The organism is Rhizobium sp. NZLR11 (assembly GCF_019685115.1).
Taxonomy (GTDB): domain Bacteria; phylum Pseudomonadota; class Alphaproteobacteria; order Rhizobiales; family Rhizobiaceae; genus Rhizobium.
The window spans coordinates 17,532-37,591 of the sequence record NZ_JABDWD010000001.1; the positions used below are offsets into that span (position 1 = coordinate 17,532).

The 20,060-nt window shown below is 62.1% G+C and carries 17 protein-coding genes; 4 read left to right on the top strand and 13 right to left on the bottom strand.

The genetic code is table 11. The features are described 5' to 3' along the window. Positions 1–176: 176 nt before the first annotated feature. Positions 177–1,898 (bottom strand): response regulator, encoded by a 1,722-nt coding sequence (locus tag HJB83_RS00100; protein ID WP_221117559.1) that lies wholly within the window; start codon positions 1,896–1,898, stop codon positions 177–179. Positions 1,899–2,082: 184 nt separating this feature from the next. On the opposite strand from HJB83_RS00100, the gene mutL reads away from it, so the two are divergent. Together mutL and HJB83_RS00110 are read left to right on the top strand one after the other, a co-directional pair. After that, positions 2,083–3,885 carry a DNA mismatch repair endonuclease MutL gene (gene mutL / locus HJB83_RS00105; protein WP_221159346.1) on the top strand — a complete coding sequence of 601 codons (1,803 nt, stop codon included), beginning with the start codon at positions 2,083–2,085 and terminating at the stop codon, positions 3,883–3,885. Between the two features lie 171 nt (positions 3,886–4,056). After that, positions 4,057–4,287, top strand: coding sequence for a DUF2093 domain-containing protein (locus tag HJB83_RS00110; RefSeq protein WP_003588271.1), 231 nt, complete (start codon positions 4,057–4,059; stop codon positions 4,285–4,287). A 115-nt stretch (positions 4,288–4,402) separates the two neighbouring features. Here the strand turns inward: HJB83_RS00110 and HJB83_RS00115 are convergent, their stop codons facing one another. The 3 genes from HJB83_RS00115 to HJB83_RS00125 form a co-directional block, all read right to left on the bottom strand. Continuing rightward, positions 4,403–5,320, bottom strand: a complete 918-nt coding sequence (locus HJB83_RS00115; RefSeq protein ID WP_221159520.1) for a sugar ABC transporter substrate-binding protein — start codon at positions 5,318–5,320, stop codon at positions 4,403–4,405. Positions 5,321–5,399: 79 nt separating this feature from the next. After that, entirely contained in the window at positions 5,400–6,164 is a 765-nt protein-coding gene (locus tag HJB83_RS00120; protein WP_221159347.1) for an ATP-binding cassette domain-containing protein, read from the bottom strand. Beyond that, positions 6,161–7,219: an ABC transporter permease gene (locus HJB83_RS00125; RefSeq protein WP_221159348.1), complete on the bottom strand. Its 1,059-nt coding sequence runs from the start codon at positions 7,217–7,219 to the stop codon at positions 6,161–6,163. Before HJB83_RS00125 ends, HJB83_RS00120 begins: the two co-directional genes overlap by 4 nt. Before the next feature lie 99 nt (positions 7,220–7,318). Between HJB83_RS00125 and HJB83_RS00130 the strand changes: the two genes are divergently transcribed. Continuing rightward, positions 7,319–8,203, top strand: a complete 885-nt coding sequence (locus HJB83_RS00130) for a GntR family transcriptional regulator (protein WP_207583110.1) — start codon at positions 7,319–7,321, stop codon at positions 8,201–8,203. An 89-nt stretch (positions 8,204–8,292) separates the two neighbouring features. Here the strand turns inward: HJB83_RS00130 and lpxK are convergent, their stop codons facing one another. The 6 genes from lpxK to HJB83_RS00160 form a co-directional block, all read right to left on the bottom strand. After that, positions 8,293–9,366 carry a tetraacyldisaccharide 4'-kinase gene (gene lpxK, locus HJB83_RS00135; protein WP_221131100.1) on the bottom strand — a complete coding sequence of 358 codons (1,074 nt, stop codon included), beginning with the start codon at positions 9,364–9,366 and terminating at the stop codon, positions 8,293–8,295. A 202-nt stretch (positions 9,367–9,568) separates the two neighbouring features. Continuing rightward, a complete protein-coding gene (locus HJB83_RS00140) occupies positions 9,569–10,291 on the bottom strand; it encodes an HAD family hydrolase (RefSeq protein ID WP_209887293.1) in 723 nt (240 codons plus the stop codon). A 9-nt stretch (positions 10,292–10,300) separates the two neighbouring features. Next, positions 10,301–11,620 (bottom strand): lipid IV(A) 3-deoxy-D-manno-octulosonic acid transferase, encoded by a 1,320-nt coding sequence (waaA, locus tag HJB83_RS00145; RefSeq protein ID WP_207583107.1) that lies wholly within the window; start codon positions 11,618–11,620, stop codon positions 10,301–10,303. 265 nt (positions 11,621–11,885) lie between these two features. Then, positions 11,886–12,134, bottom strand: a complete 249-nt coding sequence (locus HJB83_RS00150) for a DUF4170 domain-containing protein (protein WP_207583106.1) — start codon at positions 12,132–12,134, stop codon at positions 11,886–11,888. A gap of 61 nt (positions 12,135–12,195) precedes the next feature. Then, positions 12,196–13,005 (bottom strand): 3'(2'),5'-bisphosphate nucleotidase CysQ, encoded by an 810-nt coding sequence (locus HJB83_RS00155; RefSeq protein ID WP_207583105.1) that lies wholly within the window; start codon positions 13,003–13,005, stop codon positions 12,196–12,198. A 78-nt stretch (positions 13,006–13,083) separates the two neighbouring features. Further along, on the bottom strand, positions 13,084–14,430 hold the full coding sequence (locus tag HJB83_RS00160; RefSeq protein ID WP_221131102.1) for a TldD/PmbA family protein: 1,347 nt from the start codon (positions 14,428–14,430) through the stop codon (positions 13,084–13,086). A gap of 119 nt (positions 14,431–14,549) precedes the next feature. Here HJB83_RS00160 and HJB83_RS00165 point away from each other — a divergent pair, with 119 nt between their 5' ends. Beyond that, a complete protein-coding gene (locus HJB83_RS00165) occupies positions 14,550–16,364 on the top strand; it encodes a monovalent cation:proton antiporter-2 (CPA2) family protein (RefSeq protein ID WP_207583103.1) in 1,815 nt (604 codons plus the stop codon). Between the two features lie 12 nt (positions 16,365–16,376). Here HJB83_RS00165 and HJB83_RS00170 read toward each other — a convergent pair whose 3' ends face one another. From HJB83_RS00170 to HJB83_RS00180, 3 genes are read right to left on the bottom strand one after another with little or no spacing between them, the layout of a single operon-like run. Continuing rightward, positions 16,377–17,258, bottom strand: coding sequence for a patatin-like phospholipase family protein (locus HJB83_RS00170; RefSeq protein WP_221131103.1), 882 nt, complete (start codon positions 17,256–17,258; stop codon positions 16,377–16,379). Positions 17,259–17,270: 12 nt separating this feature from the next. Further along, on the bottom strand, positions 17,271–17,831 hold the full coding sequence (gene rsmD / locus HJB83_RS00175; protein WP_039618105.1) for a 16S rRNA (guanine(966)-N(2))-methyltransferase RsmD: 561 nt from the start codon (positions 17,829–17,831) through the stop codon (positions 17,271–17,273). After that, positions 17,812–20,007 carry a pseudouridine synthase gene (locus HJB83_RS00180; RefSeq protein ID WP_221131104.1) on the bottom strand — a complete coding sequence of 732 codons (2,196 nt, stop codon included), beginning with the start codon at positions 20,005–20,007 and terminating at the stop codon, positions 17,812–17,814. The genes rsmD and HJB83_RS00180 overlap by 20 nt, the downstream gene beginning before the upstream one ends. Positions 20,008–20,060 lie beyond the last annotated feature (53 nt).

The following is a 20,060-nucleotide window of genomic DNA, read 5'->3' on the forward strand; positions in this document are numbered from 1 at the left end:
AGCCCTTGCCGCTCGGACCCTCCGAAATCCAGGGAGTTAACGGCTATTTCCGGGACTAAACACCTAGAGGGTGATGCCGAAAAGTGTGAGCGGTTTTCTTATGACATCATGCTCTAACTCTATAAGGTAGAACAGGATTCAGATTTTAGGCCGACCCGGCCTAAAATCATCCTGTTCTAGCCTCGCGCTCGCACGGCCTCTTCCATCAGGTATCTCTGAAATACAGCCTCGAGCATGTCAGGGCTGACGGGTTTCATGATGACATCGTCCATGCCCGATTTGGCGCATTCGGCACGGTCTCGTTCGAAGGCCTGGGTAAGCACGCCGACGATCGGGGTGCGGGTTCCGCCGGTTTCCTCCATCTGCCGGATAAGGCGGGCGGCCTCGAAGCCGTTGAAGCCCGGCAGGGAAATATCCATCAGCACGATCTGCGGCCGGTGCTCGGCCCACAGGCGCACGACCTCGTCACCGGTTGCCGCGATCATATGGCGATAACCAAGGCCTTCGAGGATCTGCGAAAAAACGATCTGGTTGATATCATTGTCTTCGGCGACGAGAACTTGCAGGCCGACGACGTCGTCGGAAATGCTGATCTCCCAATCCGTATCCGCACCGGCGCCACTATTGCGGCTGTTGCGGTTGAAATGGCGGGCGATCTGGAAGGTGAGCTCATTGGCGATCTGAAAGCCGTCCATGACCAGCGCCGGGATACCGTATTGCTCGGCAAGCTCGAGGCAGCGCATGCCCATCTGATTATCGATGATCAGCAGATCGAGCGAGATCCCGGAGGAGGTGGCAATTTCCAGGAACCGCTCCTCCTCGTCCTCGCCGCGGACCGAGCAGGATTCGAAACCGTATTTCGACAGCGTCCGCAGTGCGGCGGTCTCGGCGGCGAGGTCGGCAGTGACGACGAGGACCTTGCGGCCAGAGAAATTCTCCGGAACGATCGCTTCCATCGCCGCCGGCTCGCGGCGCTCGACGGCGCTCGGCGCCGGCACATAGGCCCGACGATAGCTTTGATTGCTGGAAGTGGTGATCGTCGATGCACGACCGAACTCGTCGAGATCGGCGCCGTCGCGTGGCAGGTCCTGCATGGTCGACACCAGGAAATAGCGGCCCGACTTGCCGATGCGGTGCTTGCGGCTGACAATGTCGCGCTCGATACCGTCGCGGGAGATCTGACGCTGGCGGGAGATCGACATCTCGCCGGTCTCCAGCACATGACGATCGCTTTCCTCGAAGCGTTTGGCGATCTCATCTGAAAAAAGATCGGCGCTCTTGCGCCCGAGCACCTCGTCGGCGGTGGTCTGATATTTCTCGCAGAAGGCGAGATTGACCGCGACATAGGTGAGGTTGCGGTCCTTGACGAAGAGCGGGAACGGCAGATTGTCGAGAATGTCCTCGGTGAGCTGCACACGCTCGAGATCCGAGCGCCATTGCTCTTCGCGCTTCTTGTCCTCTGAAATGTCGGAAATGACGGTGACGCCGTAACCGCCCGGCAGCCGGCGTTTGACGAAACGGACCCAGCTGTCGGTCCCGTGACGCTCGACTGAGTCAAAGCGCTCGCGCCAGTGCGAGGCGATTTTCTGCGACAGCCAGTCCTCGCGGCTCAGCGAGCCGCGCTGCTTCACATCATATTGCTGGCGAATGCCGGTGTCGTACATCGCGCCGAGGAAATCGCGAAGCCGCGTCCCGGGCTTCAGCATTTCGGGCGGCAGTGGGAAAAATTCCAGCGTCTGGCGGCTGGCGAAGATCAGATGATCGTTCTTGTCATATATGATGAAGGCTGCCGCAAGGCTGTCGCACACCACATCGAAAAGCGCCGTCTGCAGATCGGCATCGGCGGAAATCCCGTCGGTTTCCGATGATGTGTCCGCCTTTTCGAAGCCGGCACTCATTCCATTGCGTCCCACATCTGTTCGATTTCACAGCTTCCGGAGGTATATGAATAGAAATGCCATTTTTATGTTAAAACCTGCTTAACACTAGCGACCCCCAAGTTTGAGGGAGCCCCCGGATCACGCTTTGGGAAAGCCCATCGAAACCCCTTCCCTCCGGCCCACGAATCCTCGAAAATAGCCCATGGCCATCAGACAGCTTTCCGAAACGCTCATCAACCAGATCGCCGCCGGCGAAGTCATCGAACGGCCGGCGAGCGCTGCCAAGGAACTGATCGAAAACGCGCTCGATGCAGGCGCGACGCGCATCGAAATCGCCACATCAGGCGGCGGCAAGGCGCTGCTGCGCGTCAGCGACAACGGCTCGGGCATGGACGCTGCCGATCTGGAACTGGCGGTCAGGCGCCACTGCACCTCGAAGTTATCGGAGACGCTCGAGGATATCCGCACGCTCGGCTTCCGCGGCGAGGCGCTGCCCTCGATCGGCTCGGTCGCAAGGCTCAGCATCGCCAGTCGCAGACGCGACAGCGCCGGCGGCCACGAGATTGCCGTCAACGGTGGCAAGATTGCGCATATGCGCCCGGCGGCCGCCAATCCCGGCACGATCGTCGAAGTGCGCGACCTGTTCTTCGCGACGCCCGCCCGGCTCAAATTCCTCAAGACAGAGAAAGCCGAGGCCGGCGCAATCACCGAAATCGTCAAGCGCATGGCAATCGCCTTCCCGGCTGTGCGCTTCGTGCTGTCAGGCTCGGACCGCACGACGCTGGAATTCCCAGCGACCGGCGACGACCATCTGGCGCGTATGGCGCAGGTGCTCGGCAAGGAATTCCGCGACAACGCCATTGCGCTCGACGCCGAACGCGAGGAGATCGCGCTGACCGGTTTTGCCGGCGTGCCAACCTTCAATCGCGGCAACTCCGCCCATCAATACGCCTTCGTCAACGGCCGGCCGGTGCAGGACAAGCTGATCCTCTCGGCGATCCGCGGCGCCTATGCCGAGACGATCCCGTCTGGGCGCCATCCGGTGGCGGTGCTGTCAATCACACTCGATCCGGCGCTCGTCGACGTCAACGTGCATCCGGCAAAATCCGACGTGCGGTTCCGCGACCCCGGCCTGGTACGCGGCCTGATCGTCGGCGCCATCCGCGAGGCCTTGGCGCGCGACGGCAGCCGGGCGGCAACGACCGGGGCAAGCGATATGCTGCGCTCCTTCCGCCCCGGTTTTCAGCCACACGCGCAACGGCCGCAGACGGCATGGTCGGCCGAGACCTCGCCCTTTCGTCCCTACCAGCCGGCAACAGGTTTCGGCGATCGGCCGCAGGCCTCCTTCGACGGGCTGTCGATGCCGACGGCGCGGGCCGAGCCGCAGTTTTCGCCGCAGCCGGCAGCAGCCGAGACGGTCGCACGCTATCCGCTCGGCGCGGCGCGGGCGCAGATCCACGCCAATTATATCGTCGCCCAGACCGAGGACGGGCTGGTGATCGTCGACCAGCATGCCGCACACGAGCGGCTGGTCTTCGAGGCGATGCGCAAGGCGCTGCATTCGAAGCGGCTGGCCTCGCAGGTGCTGCTGATCCCGGAGATCGTCGACATTCCGGAAGAGGATTGCGACCGGCTGATGCAGCATGCGGCCGAGCTTTCCGAACTCGGCCTGGCGATCGAGCGTTTCGGTCCCGGGGCGATCACCGTGCGTGAGACGCCGGCCATGCTCGGTGAGGTCGATGCGCATGGCCTGATCCGCCAGCTTGCCGACGAGATTGCCGAATGGGATACGGCGTCGGGCCTGTCGGCCAAGCTCGAATATGTGGCAGCGACGATGGCCTGCCACGGATCGGTGCGCTCCGGACGGCGGCTGCGGCCGGAGGAAATGAACGCGCTGCTGCGGGAAATGGAAGTGACGCCAGGCTCCGGCCAGTGCAATCATGGCCGGCCGACCTATATCGAATTGAAGCTCAGTGATATCGAGCGGCTTTTCGGCAGAAGCTAAAAAAGCTGGAAAAGCAGCCCTTGCGGGAGTATGGCAGACTGAAGCGTGCCGCGATCTTTCAGATTCGCTTTCCACGCTTTAGGTCTTTGGTTTTCCGCATGTCGTGATCGCAAATCCGCGGCACACTTTTGCGCGACATGCTTTAATGACAGGCTGCAGGGAACGGAGCGCATGAATTTGTTCGAAGGACACGGAAACCGCGAGGCGAAGATCCGGTACCTCGACGGCGATTTCCAGATTCTCTCGCCCGGCTCCTATGTCGTCTGCGCGATGACCGGAAAACAGATCCCGCTCGACGAATTGCGCTATTGGAGCGTCGCCCGGCAGGAACCCTATGCCGACGTGATCTCGGCCATCGAAGCCGACAAACGCGCCGGCGTGCTGCCAAACCAGCGGCGTTAGAGCGCGGCCGCGTGCGAGCGGCCACAGGTCCGGCCCGCCCCACGCAGGACGGGCCGTTTGCTGAGCAACAACATGGTCCATGTGCTCTTTGCGAATTGCACAGAGCGGCAAGTGTTTACTTGAATTGCGCCATATTCTCAGGCGTCACGAGCGCGGCGCCAGAATCTATCAAAGACTCCACCGTCTCTCCGCGAATCGATTTTACCAGCGCATCCACACCGAGTTCAGCCATCTTGGTGGGGAACTGCGCCACTGAAGCATCCTCGATTCCACTCTTCAGCGCTTCCTCTTCGCCGCAGCAGAAGTCGAAACCGACCAGCACAATCTTGTCATTGGCAGTGCCGGCATTCTTGATTGCACGCGCCGCGCCAGCAGCGGGCGGGCCGCAAGCGGCGTAAATGGCCTTGAGGTCTGGGTTCTTCGTGAGCAGATCCTCGGCGACACTGATCCCGAGTTCCTCGGTGCAGTTTGTTGCGCCTTTCCCGACGATCTTGACGTCAAGGCCCTGCAGCCCTTCAAGCATACCCTTCACACGGTCATCAAGCGCTGGCACACCGGGCACACCCTCGAGAATCCCGAGCGTGTCGCCGGCTTTAAGAACAGTTTTGAGATATTCGCCGGCGATTTTGCCCGCGGCGAAATTATTGGTCGTGGCAAGCGCCGTCCTACCTTTCCAATCCGGAATATTGTTATCCATCAGTACGACCTTGATACCGGCTGCCACCGCCTTGTCCAGGGCAGTGGACACGGTCGGATCGACGGGCGTGAGCGCAATGCCCTGCACGCCTCGTGTCACCATGGACTCGATCTGTGCAATCTGACCCTCGATGTCGGTTGCGGACGTGCCCTGCCCGTAGATGATCTCGACGCCGGGATTTCTCTTTGCATAATCTTTGGCTGCGTTCTCCATTGTTGCGAAGAACGGTACCGGGAATTTGGTTATAAAGCCGAGCTTGACCGGCTCCTGCGCCAAGGACGGGACTACAGCGACAGCCAGGAGAGCGAGAGCTCCCAGCAGGGATTGCGGTTTCATCATAACACCTCCCATGTTTCGATCGCCCTCCTCTAGAGCGATCTCGTTGTCCACTGCCCTATCGAAGCAGCGATCTCCTTTAAGTCTCGGCGCCGACAATCATCGCGACAAGGTCCTGCTTGTTCGCTTCGGTTGGCTTCAGTTCACCCACCTTACGACCCTGCCGCAGCACCACTGCCCGATCGGCGATTTCGACGACATGTTCCATATTGTGCGTGATTATGATCACGGCATTGCCTTCGGCTTTGAGCTGATTGACAAGGTCAAGAACTTGGCGAGACTCTCGGACACCGAGGGCGGCCGTTGGTTCGTCAAGGATCACCAGCTTGCGTGCAAAAACAATGGCACGCGCGACCGCAATCGCCTGTCGCTGTCCACCAGACATCATCGCGACCGGCGCGTCGAACCGCGGCAGCTTAACCTTCAGACGATCGATTACACGCGCTGCTTCCCGCTTCATCACGCCCGTGTTGAGAAAGCGGAGCGGGCGTGGCAGCCAAGAAGGGAAAGAGATTTCTCGCCCGCAATAGAAATTCTGCACAGGGGTCAGGTTGTCGAAAAGCGCCAGATCCTGATAGACGGTTTCAATGCCGGCGCGGCGGGCCGCCGCCGTTGAATGGAGCAATACGGGAGCACCATCCACAAGGATCTCTCCTTCGTCGAGACTATGAAGCCCACTGATGCATTTGACGAGCGTCGACTTGCCGGCGCCGTTGTCACCCAGGAGAGCGGTTACCTCCCCTGCATATGCATCAAAGCTTACATTTTTCAGGGCATGGATGGCGCCAAAGCGCTTCTGCGCATTTCGAACCGAAAGGACCGGTGGGGCGGATGCAGCGTTCATTGCACTCTCGCCGATTGAAGCACACGCGCGCGCCCCTCGAGATGGTTACGAAGCACGTCAGCCTCTACGGCGATGACGATGACGAGCCCGATCGCGATCATTTGAAAGAACACGTCGACGCCGAGAAGATTAAGGGCGTTGCGGATGACGCCGATCAGCACGGCGCCGATCAGGGCGTGGCCGAGATGGCCCCGTCCGCCAAGGAAGCTAGCACCACCGATAATCACCGCCGCAATCGTGTCGAGCTCCAAGAGATTGCCATAGATTGGCGAGGCGGCGCCGGTCCGTCCTGCCAGCAGCACCGCGCCGGCACCGGCACAAAAGCCTGAGATAATGTAGGTCGAGAGCAGGACACCCTTTACCGGTATGCCCATGCTTCTGGCAGCATTCGGCGAGCCGCCGACCGCATAGATCCATCTGCCACAGACCATTGACTTTGTCAGGATCAGAAAAAGGAACCCGAACATCACGACGACAAAGAAGGAATTGGGCACACCAAACGTCGTGCCGCCACCGATCGCAGTAACTGTATCGGGCATCCCGCGCATGGTGGTGTGGCCGGGCGCCAATGCAAGTGCCAGGCCACGGCAGATACTCAAGGTCGCAAGGGTAATAATGAAGGGGTGTGGCAGCCGACCGTAGACAAACACCACGCCGTTTACCGCCCCGATGGCAGCACCCGCAAGCAACATGGCCATAATGACGGCGATCGAGGCATCAACCTGCTGGTAGACGAGTCCGCCGACTACTGTCGCGAGCGCGAGATTTGAGCCGACAGACAGGTCGACCCCGCGTGTCAGGATAACGAGCTGCTGCCCCATTGCCACAAGAGCAATCACCGCCGTCTGCGCCAGGATGTTCCCCAGGTTGCTGGGCTTTAGAAAAGCCGGCGTGATCAAACTGACGACGGCAATGAGTATAATGAGGATCAATAATGGGCCTAAGCTCAAAAGCTTCAGTCCCAATGTGATGCCAGATTGTCTCGGGTGGAAGGTTGCACCTTGCGAACCACCAGGCCGGGACGAATTCTGAGGCAGAATCCCAGAGTCTTCCAAATTTCCCGAGCCTCCCTGGTTTTTTATACATAAGAAACATATGATACACGTACGTCAAATTGTTTTTTATGGATATCTAAACATACCGGGAGTTGCTCAGTGAGAACGGATACGACCTTTAAGCGGGCCTTCAATGATATGATCGATATCCTTCGGACATTCGATCTTGGGGAGGAATTGCCGTCCGAAAACGCACTGCGCGCCCAGCTTGGCGTAAGCAGAACAACTGTGCGGAAGGTGCTGGCGGCGATGTCCGCACGTGGGATCATCATATCCGAAGCGCATAGGCGGATCATACGGAAGCAGCCGCGGCAGACAGAGCGCTATCCGAAGGAAGAGACCTTAGCAATTTCGGAACAGGTCGAGACGAGTTTCATGGAATGGATGCTGCGTGGCGATGCCTGTCCGGGCACAGAAATCAATGAGGCTGAATTAGCTCGGAAATTCGGCGTCGCGACAACCATAGTCCGTGAGTTTCTCAATCGATTTCAGAAATATGGGCTGATCGAGAAGCGTCAGAATGCAGGCTGGGTTTTTAAAGGGTTCACAGCGAGTTTCGCACTCGAACTGTTCGAGATCAGAGAGATGTTCGAAATGCGCTCCGCACGCCTGTTCGCTAGCCTGCCCGACGGCTCGCCCATCTGGAAGCAGGTGCGTGCTATACGGGCGGCACATCTGGAACTGCTCGCGGATATCGATGCACGGTTTCAGGATTTCTCGGAACTGGACAGCCGATTCCATCGGCTGATTGTGGCTGTCGCGCCAAACCGCTTTATCGAAAGCTTCCAAGACGTGATCGCCATGGTCTTCCACTATCACTATCAGTGGAACAAGCGGGATGAACGCGCGCGGAATGAGGTCGCCATTGGGGAACATCTGGCGCTGATCGATGCCCTCGAAAGCCGCAATCTCGCGTTGATCAATCACGCTTGCCGGTCGCATCTGACCTCGGCGCGCGAAACTTTGCTTCACTCGATCGTGTGATAACATTGCACGGACAGATGTGAGCAGCACTCTGGCTTGGTCTGACTTCCGGTGTCTCTGCCACGGGAGGACGTTTTGCTGCAGCCTGATTAGAGCGGTTCGGTCTTTCCTGGAATCGCTTTAACCTCAGCCTTCAATTCCCTGAGGCGGCGCTCGCGGCAGGCGGCGATCGCCCGGTCGATGATCAGGTTCGCGGCGAGATGATCCTCGAAGACCATATCGACCTCGATCACCCGGCACTTTTCAGTCAGCTGCGCCGCCTTGCCGTGATGGCCGGAGAGGCGGACGAAATCCTTGGAGGTGGTGACGATCAGCAGATCCTGACGCTCTGCGGTCGTCAGAATGTCGTCGATCTCCTCTTCGGTCAGGTGCTCGTGGTCGCCGAAGGTCTTGGCGACGGCGATTTCGGCGCCGCGCGATTCGACCGTGCGGAAAAATTTGGCAGGATCGGCTATGCCGGCGAAGGCGAGCACCTTCATGCCGGCAAGCGTGTTGTCGCCGCGCACTTTCAGCGATGCGGTGAAATAGGGCTTTGCGGCGCGCGCCGCCATGCGGACGATCTTGTCGGCGGCATTGCCGCCACCGACCTTCAGCAGGGCTGTCGCAGAACGCAGCTGCTGGCCGATCGGCGCGCGGACAGGGCCGCCGGGCACGATATGGCCATTGCCGAGGCCGCGGGTCGCATCGATGACGAGCAGGGCATAGTCGATCGCCAACCGGGCACTCTGGAAACCGTCATCCATGATGATGAGGTCGGCGCCCTCCGCCACCAGCCGCTGAGCACCGTCGACGCGCCGGCGGGAAATCACCGTCAACGCCTCCTGGGCAAGCAGCAGTGGCTCATCGCCGACGGCGACCGCACGGTGATGATCGGGATCGACCACCGTCGTCACATCGAGCGATCCGCCGTAACCCCTGCTGAGAAAGCCGGGCTTCAGCCCTTTCGCCTTGGCGGCACGGGCAATGGTCAGCGCCGTCGGCGTCTTGCCGGCGCCGCCGACAGTGAAATTACCGACGCAGATGACGGGAATAGGAACCGAGGCGCGGCGCGCATGGGCCATGCGGTGGCCGGCGATACGGCCGTAGACAAAGGAAAGCGGCAGCAGCAGCCAGGCCCGCCAATCGGCTTTCCGCCACCAGAACGGCGGCGCTTCGGATATCATCTTGCCGTCCCGCTCCCCTGCCCGCCCTACGGCAACCAGCCCCTTGCTTTTCGACCGGCCGGATTGAGAAGCCAAAATCGATGAAAATGCAAGCCCTTAGAGCGCCGCGCGCCCGATTGGACGCGTCAAGGACGCTCTATGACTTTGAACTGGCATTCAACCTCGAAAATCGATTCCGATCTTCGAGGTTGAATGCTGCCGGTCAGGCTGGCTGCAGATCCGGCAGCAGCGTCTCGAGAGCGGTGATATCGTCGAGCACATGATCGGCCGCGGCGGCAAGCGAATCGCGCGAACCGGTGCCGGTCAGCACTGCAATCCTGAGCCCTGTGCCGGCATTCAGCCCCATGTGCAGATCGTGATTGTTGTCGCCGACCATGGCAACTTCCTCAGGCGAAAGTCCGGTCGCGGCGCAGAAGCCGAGTACCATGCCCGGCTCCGGTTTGACCCCGAAACCGCTGTCGTAGCCGGCGATGTAATCGACGTAGCGGGCAAAACCGAAGCGTTCCGCCGTTTGGCGGATCGACCGTTCGTTGTCGCTGGAGGCGACACCGAGCTTGAAGCCGCGCCGATGCAGCCTTGCGAAGAAGCCGGCGAGGTCGGTCACCGGCACGGAAAATTCGGCGGCGCTGGAAAACAGGGCGTCTAGGCGCACCGTCAGTTCGTCGACATCGACCATCGAGCCCGCAGCAACCAGACCCTCGGAAATCTGGCGGGTATTGCCGGCAGCAAGCAGGCTGTCGGGAACGATATGGCCGGTCACCGGATCCATGCCGCAGGCAGACAGCAGCCGGTCGGCCAGAAGCGGGTCATCTTCCGCGGCGATGCGGGCAAGCTCCCGGTTCACCGGCAGCCAGCTCTCGTCATAGTCGAGCAGAGTGCCGTCCTTGTCGAAGAGAATGCCTTTGATATGGGACGCTGCCGACATGATATATCCTCAGACCTGGGCCACGGCCTTGGGCAGCAGCCGCGCCTTCACCGTCAGCGGATTGATGTAGGGTTCCAGCCCCTTCACGGTCGCGGTCAGCGCACCGCGCATCTCGTGCACCGCGGTGATGCCGGCCTCGATCATATTGCGGCGGGCTTCATCATTGATCAGCAGATAATGCACGCCCTTGGCCAGCATTTCGGTATCGCGCACCATGCGGGCGCTGCCGCTGCGAGCAAGCTTCTGATAAGCATCGCGGAAATTCTGCACATGGCCGCCGGAGAGAACGGCGCAGCCGAGCATGGCGGGCTCCAGCGGATTCTGGCCGCCTTCGGCAAACAGCGAGCGGCCGACGAAAGCGATTTCCGTCAGTCTCAAATAGAGGCCCATTTCGCCGATCGTATCGCCGAGGAAAATATCGACATCGGCCGACAAGACATCGTCACGGGTGCGGCGGGCGACCTTCAGCCCCAGCTTGACCAGGGCCGCCTCGATCTCGTCGCAGCGCTCCGGATGACGCGGCACGATGATCGTCAATTGACGATCGCGCTCCCTCAACGCCCGATGGACGATGGCAGCAGCATTCTCCTCGCCGTCGAAGGTCGAGATCGCCGCCCAGGTCTTGCGGTCGCCGATCTGCTTCTTGTAGCGGGCGAGGACAGCGCTGTCATAAGGCGGTGCGTCGGTGTCGACCTTCAGATTGCCGGAGGTGATGACGGGAACAGCGCCGAGATCGCGGAAACGTTCTGCATCCATATCCGACTGGGCGATGACGAGGGCGAGATTCTCGAACAGGGCTTCGGCTATCGCCGGGCGGCGGCGCCAGCGGGTAAAGGAGCGGTCCGACATGCGGGCATTGATCAGGATCTGCGGAATGCGGCGGCGGCCAAGCTCCAGCACCGTTGCCGGCCAGATCTCGGATTCGGCGATGATGGCGCAATCGGGCTGCCAGTAATCGAGGAAGCGGCTGACCGACGGCTTCAGGTCGAGCGGCACATATTGGTGGATTGCGTCTTGACCGAGCCGCTCGGCGGCGAGCTTGGCGGAGGTGATGGTGCCGGTCGTCAGGATGACATGGATATCGCGGCGGCGGATTTCGCGGATCAGCGGGATGACGGCATTGGTTTCACCGACGCTTGCGGCATGGAACCAGACGAGCGGGCCTTGCGGCCGATTGGCGCTCGGATAGCCAAAGCGTTCCAGGCGGCGCGCTCGGTCTTCCTTGCCCTTGGCGGTGCGGTAGGTGATATAGAGGCCGACAACAGGAGAGGCCACGGTTCCCGCCAGACGGTATGCGCTCAGACCGAACCGAGCCATCCGGGAACTCATCGCGCCAGTCTCCGATCCAAACCGATCGACATCAAACCCATTCCCTCATTATCGTTGCGGCCGCAATGACCGATCAATTTGTTCAGAATGCGTCAAACAATCCGGAGCGCCCGATGCCGGAAAGCCCCGCTCGCCGGCGGCACAAGAGCGTGATGCCGAAAGGTGCAAGCGGTTTTCTCACGACACCATGCCCTAACCAATTAATTCAGAACAGGATTCAGACTTGGGGCCGACCCGGCCTGAAATCAACCTGTTTCTAGCGAGGTCAGTTGCCCCTGGCCTTTTCCTGCGGATCGAGCAAACGATGCATGTGGACGATGAAGTAGCGCATATGCGCATTGTCGACCGTCTGTTGCGCTTTCGCCTTCCAGGCCGTCAGCGCCGTGGCATAATCCGGGAAAATGCCGACGATATCGAGACCGCTCAGATCACGGAACTGGACATCATCGAGGCTTTCCAGTTCGCCGCCAAAAACGAGATGCAGAAGCTGCTTCTTGTCACCGGAGTCAGTCATTTTTTGTTCTCTTTCTGCTATTCTCCTCCGCCACCCCATCTGCGGGATTTTGACGGAAACGTCAACTGTCTCGTCGCCCAGCAAAGGCCACGAGGAATTCGTCGAGACGGGGCGTAGGTGCTGCGCAGAGGACGTTGTGGGTAACGGCGGCGCGATTGTAGACGATCGGCCTGCCTTCAAGGTCGACAAGGCCACCGCCCGCGCAGGCCAGGATAAGATCGGCGGCGGCAAGGTCCCAATCATGCGAATTGCTCTTGACGAAGGTGCCTTCGAGACGACCGTCCGCCACCATGGCGATGCGATAGGCAAGCGAGGGTATGTGCTTCTGGCGGGTGACCCGGTCGCGAAACTCCGGCGGGAAGGTCTTCAACAGATCCTCGCCGATCGCCAGGCGGCTCACCTGCTCCGGTCCTGCGGCGGAGACGGTAAAGGGCGCGCCATTCTTCATCGCCACGCCACCTTCGGTCGCCTCATAGAGTTCCTCGAGCGCCGGGGCATAGAGCACGCCGGCGACCGGCCGGCCGCGATGAACGACCGCGACGCTGACGCACCAGACCTTTTGCCCGCCGAGGAAGGCGCGCGTGCCGTCGATCGGATCGACGATGAACAGCGTCTCGCGCAGGAGGCGGTCGGCATCATCGTCAGTTTCCTCAGACAACCAGCCATAATCCGGCCGGGCCTTGCGCAGAATGGTCTCGAGCGTCTTGTTGGCGGCGAAGTCGGCGGCACTGACGGGGGAGCGGTCGCCGTTTTTCCACCAGACCTCAGGAGACTGGTTGAAAAAGCCGAAAGCAACCGCACCGGCCTCTTTCGCAGCATCGGCAATCAACGTGAGATCGCCCTGCCAGCGAGACTTTTCCCTATCGCTCATCTCGCCTATCCGTTTCTCAGTTCAATAGTAGCAGCATGATATCGTCCGAAACCGCCGCACATTTTTGCGAAGGGATGTTCAGCGCCCTGCGAGCGTCATGCCTTCGATGGCGAAGGTCGGAGCCGCGACGCCGAATTTGCGATCGATGTCGTTTGCCAGCGTCAGGCGCATGAACATGTCCTTGAGGTTCGAGGCAATCGTCACCTCGGAAACCGGGAAGGTGAGTTCACCGTTCTCGATCCAGAAGCCGGTGGCGCCGCGGCTGTACTCGCCGGTGATCATGTTGACGCCGTGGCCGATCAATTCGGTGACATAAAAACCGTTGCCGACGCTGCGGATCAGTTCCTCGGGCGAGATGTCCCCGGGTTCAAGGGCAAGATTGGTGGAGGACGGCGAGACGGCGGTGCCGCCGCGCACGCCGCGGCCATTGGTTTCCAGACCCAATTCGCGGGCGGTCGAGGTCGAGAGAAACCAGTGGTTCAAGACGCCGTCCTCGATCATCACCAGCCGCTCGCCCGACACGCCCTCACCGTCGAATGGCCGCGAGGAGGGGCCGCGCACGATCAACGGATCGTCGGTGATCGACAGGCCCGCCTTCAGCACCTGCTGACCCATCTTGTCGCGCAGGAAGCTGGACTTGCGGGCGACGGCAGCACCATTGATCGCGCCGGCGATATGGCCGACGAAGCCGCGGGCGACGCGCGGGTCGAAGATCACGGTAACATCCTTGCTGGTCGGCACCTGGCGAGGATTGATGCGCTTTACCACCCGTTCGCCGGCGCGACGACCGATTTCAGCGGGATCGTCGAGTTCGGCATAGTAGAGGCGGCTGTCGTAGTCATAGTCGCGTTCCATGCCGGTGCCTTCGCCCGATATGACGCTGACGGAATGGCCGAAGCGCGACGCCATGTAACTGCCCTCAAAACCGTGCGAGGTGGCAAGGACGAGGCCGCCCATGCCGGCCGAGGCGCCGGCGCCGGAGGAATTGGTGACACCCTCGACCGCCAGAGCGGCTGCCTCAGCGGCGAGGCTCGCCTCGCGCAGCATCTCGGAGGAGACCTCGGTGGTATCGAGCAATTGCAGGTCGGGATAGGATTTCGACAGGCTCGCCTCATCCGCCAGGCAGGCGAACGGATCTTCCGGCGAGACCTTGGCCATGGCGACGGCGCGTTCGGCAAGCGCCTGGAGATCGAAGCCCGGATTGGCCGAAACGTTGGCGACGCGTTTGCCGATGAAGACGCGCAGCGAAAAATCGTCGCTTTCGGAAGATTCGGTGCCCTCGACCTTGCCGAGGCGGACGCTGACCGATTGCGAGCGCGACCGGACGACGACGGCGTCGGCGGCGTCGGCCCCCGCCTTCCTGGCCAGATCGATCAATTGACTTGCGCGGGAAAGAAGTGTCGAGGAATCAATTTCTGAGGACATGATTTGGCCTTTCCTTCGGCTTCCATTTATTGTGCACTCTCCCAAGCATCAAGGCCGCCGCCGCCGATTCTTTGTCGGGGTTGCCCGCCTGCTTCCCGCCGTCGAAAGAAATTGCCCTGATGTCAGCGTCCAATGCCTTTTTTTCCGAAACGATCCTGCTGCTCGGCGGAGCCGTGGTCGCCGCGCCGATCTTCAAGAAGCTTGGGCTCGGCACGGTGCTCGGCTATCTCGCTGCCGGCATCGTCATCGGCCCTGTCTTCCACGGCATCACCGACGGTGAACAGATCCTTGCGGTCGCCGAACTCGGCGTCGTCTTCCTGCTCTTCATCATCGGACTGGAATTGAAACCCAGCCGCCTCTGGCAGATGCGGCGCGACATCTTCGGCCTCGGCACGGCGCAGGTGGTGGTGACCGGGCTGGCGCTGACCGCGCTCGCCTGGTTTTCCCACGTTCTCGATTGGCGCGGCAGCATCGTCGCCGGCTTTGGCCTGGCACTGTCGTCGACGGCCTTCGCCATGCAGATCCTCGAGGGCGACGGCGACGTCAATACGAAATACGGGCAGCGTTCCTTCTCGATGCTGCTGTTCCAGGACCTGGCGATCGTGCCGCTCTTGGCGCTGATCACCGTTCTCGACGGCGGCGGCAAGGGCAGCAATGCGCCGCTCGCCGATTTCGCCGTCGCCGTCGGCGCGGTCGCGGCAATGGTCGTCATGGGGCGTTACCTGCTGACGCCGCTCTTCCAGATCATCGCCCGGACCGGCGCGCGCGAGGCGATGATTGCCGCCGCCCTTTTCGTCGTCATGGGATCGGCAAGCCTGATGCAGCTTGCCGGGCTTTCGATGGCGATGGGCGCCTTCCTCTCCGGGGTGATGCTCGCCGAATCCTCCTACCGGCACGAGCTGGAGGCCGATATCGAGCCCTTCCGCGGCGTGCTGCTCGCCATCTTCTTCATCGCCGTCGGCCTGTCGCTGCAGCTCGACGTGCTTGCCGACAACGCGCTCTTCGTCATCGTTGCGGTGCCGATCATCATGGCGGTCAAGGCGATCATCATCTACGGGCTTTGCCGGATCTCCGGCTCTCCGCACAACGATGCGATCCGGATCGCCTTTCTGCTGCCGCAAGGCGGCGAATTCGGGTTCGTGCTGTTTACCGCGGCGGCAACCGTCGGGCTGATGTCGGCGAGCACGGCATCGCTGCTGGTCGCGATCGTCACGCTGTCCATGGCGCTGACGCCGATCGGCGCGGCTCTTTCCAAGCGGCTGCTCAGCGGCGATGAGCATGAGGAATTGGACGAGGATTTCGAGGGTGCCGGCGCCGATGTGTTGATGGTCGGCTTCTCGCGTTTCGGCCAGATCGCCGCCCAGATCCTGCTTGCCGGCGGGCGCAGCGTCACCGTCATCGATTTTTCGGCGGACCGTATCCGCCAGGCCTCCGCCTTCGGCTTTCGCATCTATTTCGGCGACGGCGCCCGCAAGGACGTGCTGCGCTCGGCCGGCATCGACCGGGCAAAGATCGTGCTCGTCTGCACGCAGAAGAAGGAAATCACCGACAAGGTGGTGGAACTGGTGCAGGCGGACTATCCGCACACCAGGCTTTACGTGCGCTCCTACGATCGCATCCATTCGATCGAGCTGCGTAACAAGGGTATCGACTACGAACTGCGCGAAACGTTGGAATCAGGCCTGCTCTTCGGGCGGCGGACGCTGGAGGCGCTTGGTGTGCCCGAGGTCGATGCCTATGAAATCGGCGAGGATATCCGCAAGCGCGACGAGGCGCGCCTGGTGCTGCAGGTGTCCGAAGGATTGCAGGCCGGCCGCGACATGCTGTTTTCCCATCCCGTCCGCCCCGAACCGCTGGTCAAGCCGAAACGTGCCGCCGATGCTTTCGAGGACGATCCGCTGGCAGGCACCGTGGATGCGACGGCGGAGGCGTAAATCAAGAGAACATCAGCGCTTCAGCCGCGCTTCGATCTCGCGGTCGAGGGCGAATTTCAGGTCGTCCTTGACACCGACGGACATGGCCAGCACATCGCGGGCCTTGAGGAAATCCATGACGCCGGTGCGGCCGACTGCCGGGCGCAGGAAGATATGCGGCGGGCGGAGCTTCAGCTTCAGCGTGATCGCCGTCTGCATCATCAGCTGGCCGGAACCGAAGATGCTCTCCATGCGGTTCGGGATATGGGTGCCGTCGCCTTCCGGCGCGCCGACGACATCGATGCCGACGACGATGTCGGCAAGATCCATCAGGCATTCGTAAGGCACCGGATTGCTGATGCCGCCGTCGATCATCACGCGGTCGCGCAGGCGCACCGGCATGAAGACGGCGGGGATGGCGGATGAGGCAGCGAGTGCCGGAAACAGCTCGCCTTCTTTGATGATGACTTCACACTGCCCGTAATAATCTGTGGTGATGACTTTCATTGGCACCAGCAGATCTTCAAAGCGGGCCGGCAGCTCGGACGGCAGGAAGGCCTTGAGGATCCGCTCCAGATTGAATTGGCCGATGCGGATGCCCTTGGCCACGGCATCCCGCACCGTCGCCGGCCTCAGGCCCCAGATGCGGCTGACGACGGCCGTCCTGTTGCCGACGGTCGCCAGCGCATGTTCGCGGATTTCGGCGCCGGACATGCCGGCGGCCATGCCGGCCCCCATGATCGCACCCATCGACGAGCCTGACACCGCCACTGGCCGGATCCCGAGTTCGTCGAGCGTCTCGATCACATGGATATGGGCAAGCCCGCGCGCGCCGCCGCCGCCGAAAGCGACGGCGACCGTTGGGAGATCACTGATCGCCGACAGTTTCGGGCTGATGATCTCTGCCTCCTGCACGCCCGCCCCCGCTTATTGCGGCTGATACCGGAAGAAATGCACCCTCGTATCGCCAAAGATGCGGTTTTCGAGGAAAACATAGGAAGGATGCACGGAAACGACAATATCGGCGCGTTCTTCCAGCACCGCGATCGCGCCAGGCCGCAGCCAGCCGCCCTGAGCGGCGGCCGCCATTGCCTTCTCGCCGAGACCCTTGCCATAGGGCGGGTCGGCAAACAGCACGTCGAAGGCTTCGAGATTGCCGACGCTGCCGAGATCGGTGGCATCGCGGCGCAGGATGCGCGTGCGGCCGTGCAGGCCGAGCGCATCGATGTTTTCCCAGAGCAGCGCCCTGCCCTCGACGCTGTTTTCGACGAAGAGCGCATGACGACAGCCGCGTGAAACGGCTTCGAGGCCAACGGCGCCGGTTCCGGCAAAAAGGTCGAGTATCCGGGTGCCGTCGACACATTCCGGATAGGCATGGCTCAATATATTGAACAGGCTCTCGCGCGTCCGGTCGGCAGTCGGCCGGATATCGTTGGATTTTGGCACGGCGAGAGGCCGTCCGCGAAATTCACCGCCGACGATCCGCACCGCGTGTCATTCCCTTTCCTTTTGCACCACCTCTGGACGGCCCGCCCGCAGGCCTGTCGCCGCCCGGCCTGTCACTGCCTGGCTTGGCGCCCTTCGGCTTACCGGAAAAATTCTTGGCCCCACCCGGCTTGGCACCAAAGCCCTTGCCGCGCGGCTTGTCACCCGAAGGCTTGTCGCCCGAAGGCCTGCCGCCCGTAGATTTGTCGCCGAAGGTTCGTTCTCCACGTGGACGCTCAGAGCGGCCTTCGCCGGCGAAGGCCCTGGCTGCGCGCGGACGTTCATCACCGTCCTCGCGCGGTCTGCGATCACCATGCGGCTTGTCGCCGAAGGGGCGATCTCCGCGGGAAGGACGATCACCGAAAGGCCGGTCGCCGCGCGGACGCTCCGAACGGGCCTCACCGGTGGAGGCTCTGGCGGCACGAGGACGCTCGTCACCATCCGCACGCGGCTTGCGATCTCCACGCGGCTTGTCGCCGAAGGGGCGATCTCCGCGGGAAGGACGATCACCGAAAGGCCGGTCGCCGCGCGGACGCTCCGAACGGGCCTCACCGGTGGAGGCTCTGGCGGCACGAGGACGCTCGTCGCCATCCGCACGCGGTTTGCGATCACCACGCGGCTTGTCGCCGAAGGGCCGATCGCCGCGCGAGGGACGATCGCCGAAAGGCCGGTCGCCGCGCGGACGCTCCGCACGGCCTTCGCCGGCAGAGCTTCTGGTACGCGGACGTTCGTCACCCCCTTCACGGGGGGGGCGTTCGCCGCGCGCCGGGCGGTCGCCAAAACCGCGGTCTTCGCGGGCAGGCCGATCCCCGAACGAGCGCTTGCGGCCGGAGCCTTCGCCCTCATCCTTGCGGTGGGGCTGCTCGCTCGAACGGATCCATTCGCCGTCCTCCTCGCGCACGCGATTGATCTGCGTGCGCGGGCGATCCTCGATATGGTGGGAACCGGCACCCTTTGCCGGCGCCTGCTCGCCGCGCCGGCGCGCGGTCTGCTCATTCTTGGCGGCTTTCGCTGCAGCCTTTTCGCCAAGTGGCCGGGCGCCGGGCGCCATCCAGACATTGGCGCTGCGACGCTGGCCGAGCGGCTGAGGACGCTTGGGCTTGTCATCATCCCTGCGGCCGCTATCGCGGCGATCGTCATCTCTACGCCCGCCACCGTGGCGATCGTCGCGCTTGGTGTCGAGGCGGCTCAGCGCCCGTTCGCGCTTGTCTTCGTCGCGGCGCGGACGCTGCTCGCGCCTTTCCGGTACTGGGGCTTCAGCCTCTTCCTCGGCCGCGACGGCCGGCGCGTTGTAGAGCGGCGCGTCGAAATTCGCCTTGGCTTCCTCGATCAGGCGCGGGCCGAGCTGGTCGCGAAGCGTGCGGCCGCGCACTTCGATGACATGGCCTTCCGGCAAGTCGCCGAGCTGGAACGGGCCATAGGAAATGCGGATCAGGCGGTTGACGTCGAGGCCGAGCGCACCCATCACGTTCTTGATTTCGCGGTTCTTGCCTTCGCGAAGACCCATGGTGATCCAGACGTTCGACGCTTGCGTGCGGTCGAGCGTCGCCTCGATCGAGCCATAGAGCACGCCGTCAACGGCGATGCCGTCCTTCAGCTTGTCGAGCGCGTCCTGATCGATCTCGCCATGAGCGCGGACACGGTAGCGGCGCAGCCAACCGGTCGCCGGCAGCTCGAGCGCGCGGGCGAGACCGCCGTCATTGGTCAGCAGCAGCAGGCCTTCGGTGTTGATATCGAGGCGGCCGATCGACATGACGCGCGGCAGTTCTTCCGGCAGATTGTCGAAGACGGTCGACCGGCCTTCCGGATCGGCATTGGTCGTCACCAGACCGGCCGGCTTGTGATAGAGCCATAGCCTGGTGCGCTCGATGCCGCGGATCGGCACGCCGTCGACCTCGATGCGATCGGCGAGCGTGACGTTGACGACGGGGGTGTCGAGAACCCTGCCGTTCAGCGTTACACGGCCTTCCATGATCATCCGTTCGATGTCGCGGCGGGACGCGACGCCGGCGCGTGCCATCACCTTGGAAATGCGTTCGGCCTTGGCCTCGCTATCGGCCTCGGCGGCGATCGCAGCCTTTGCCGGCTTCGCGCCGCCAGGCTTCGCGCCGGCCTTCGGCCCGTCGTCCCGTGAAAAGGGCTTCGCGCCCGGGCGTTTTGGCTTGTCTTTGGGTGTCATTTGTTGTTTGCCTGCCTTTTGGGCCTGTCTATCAGGTCACGCATCTGCGGTTA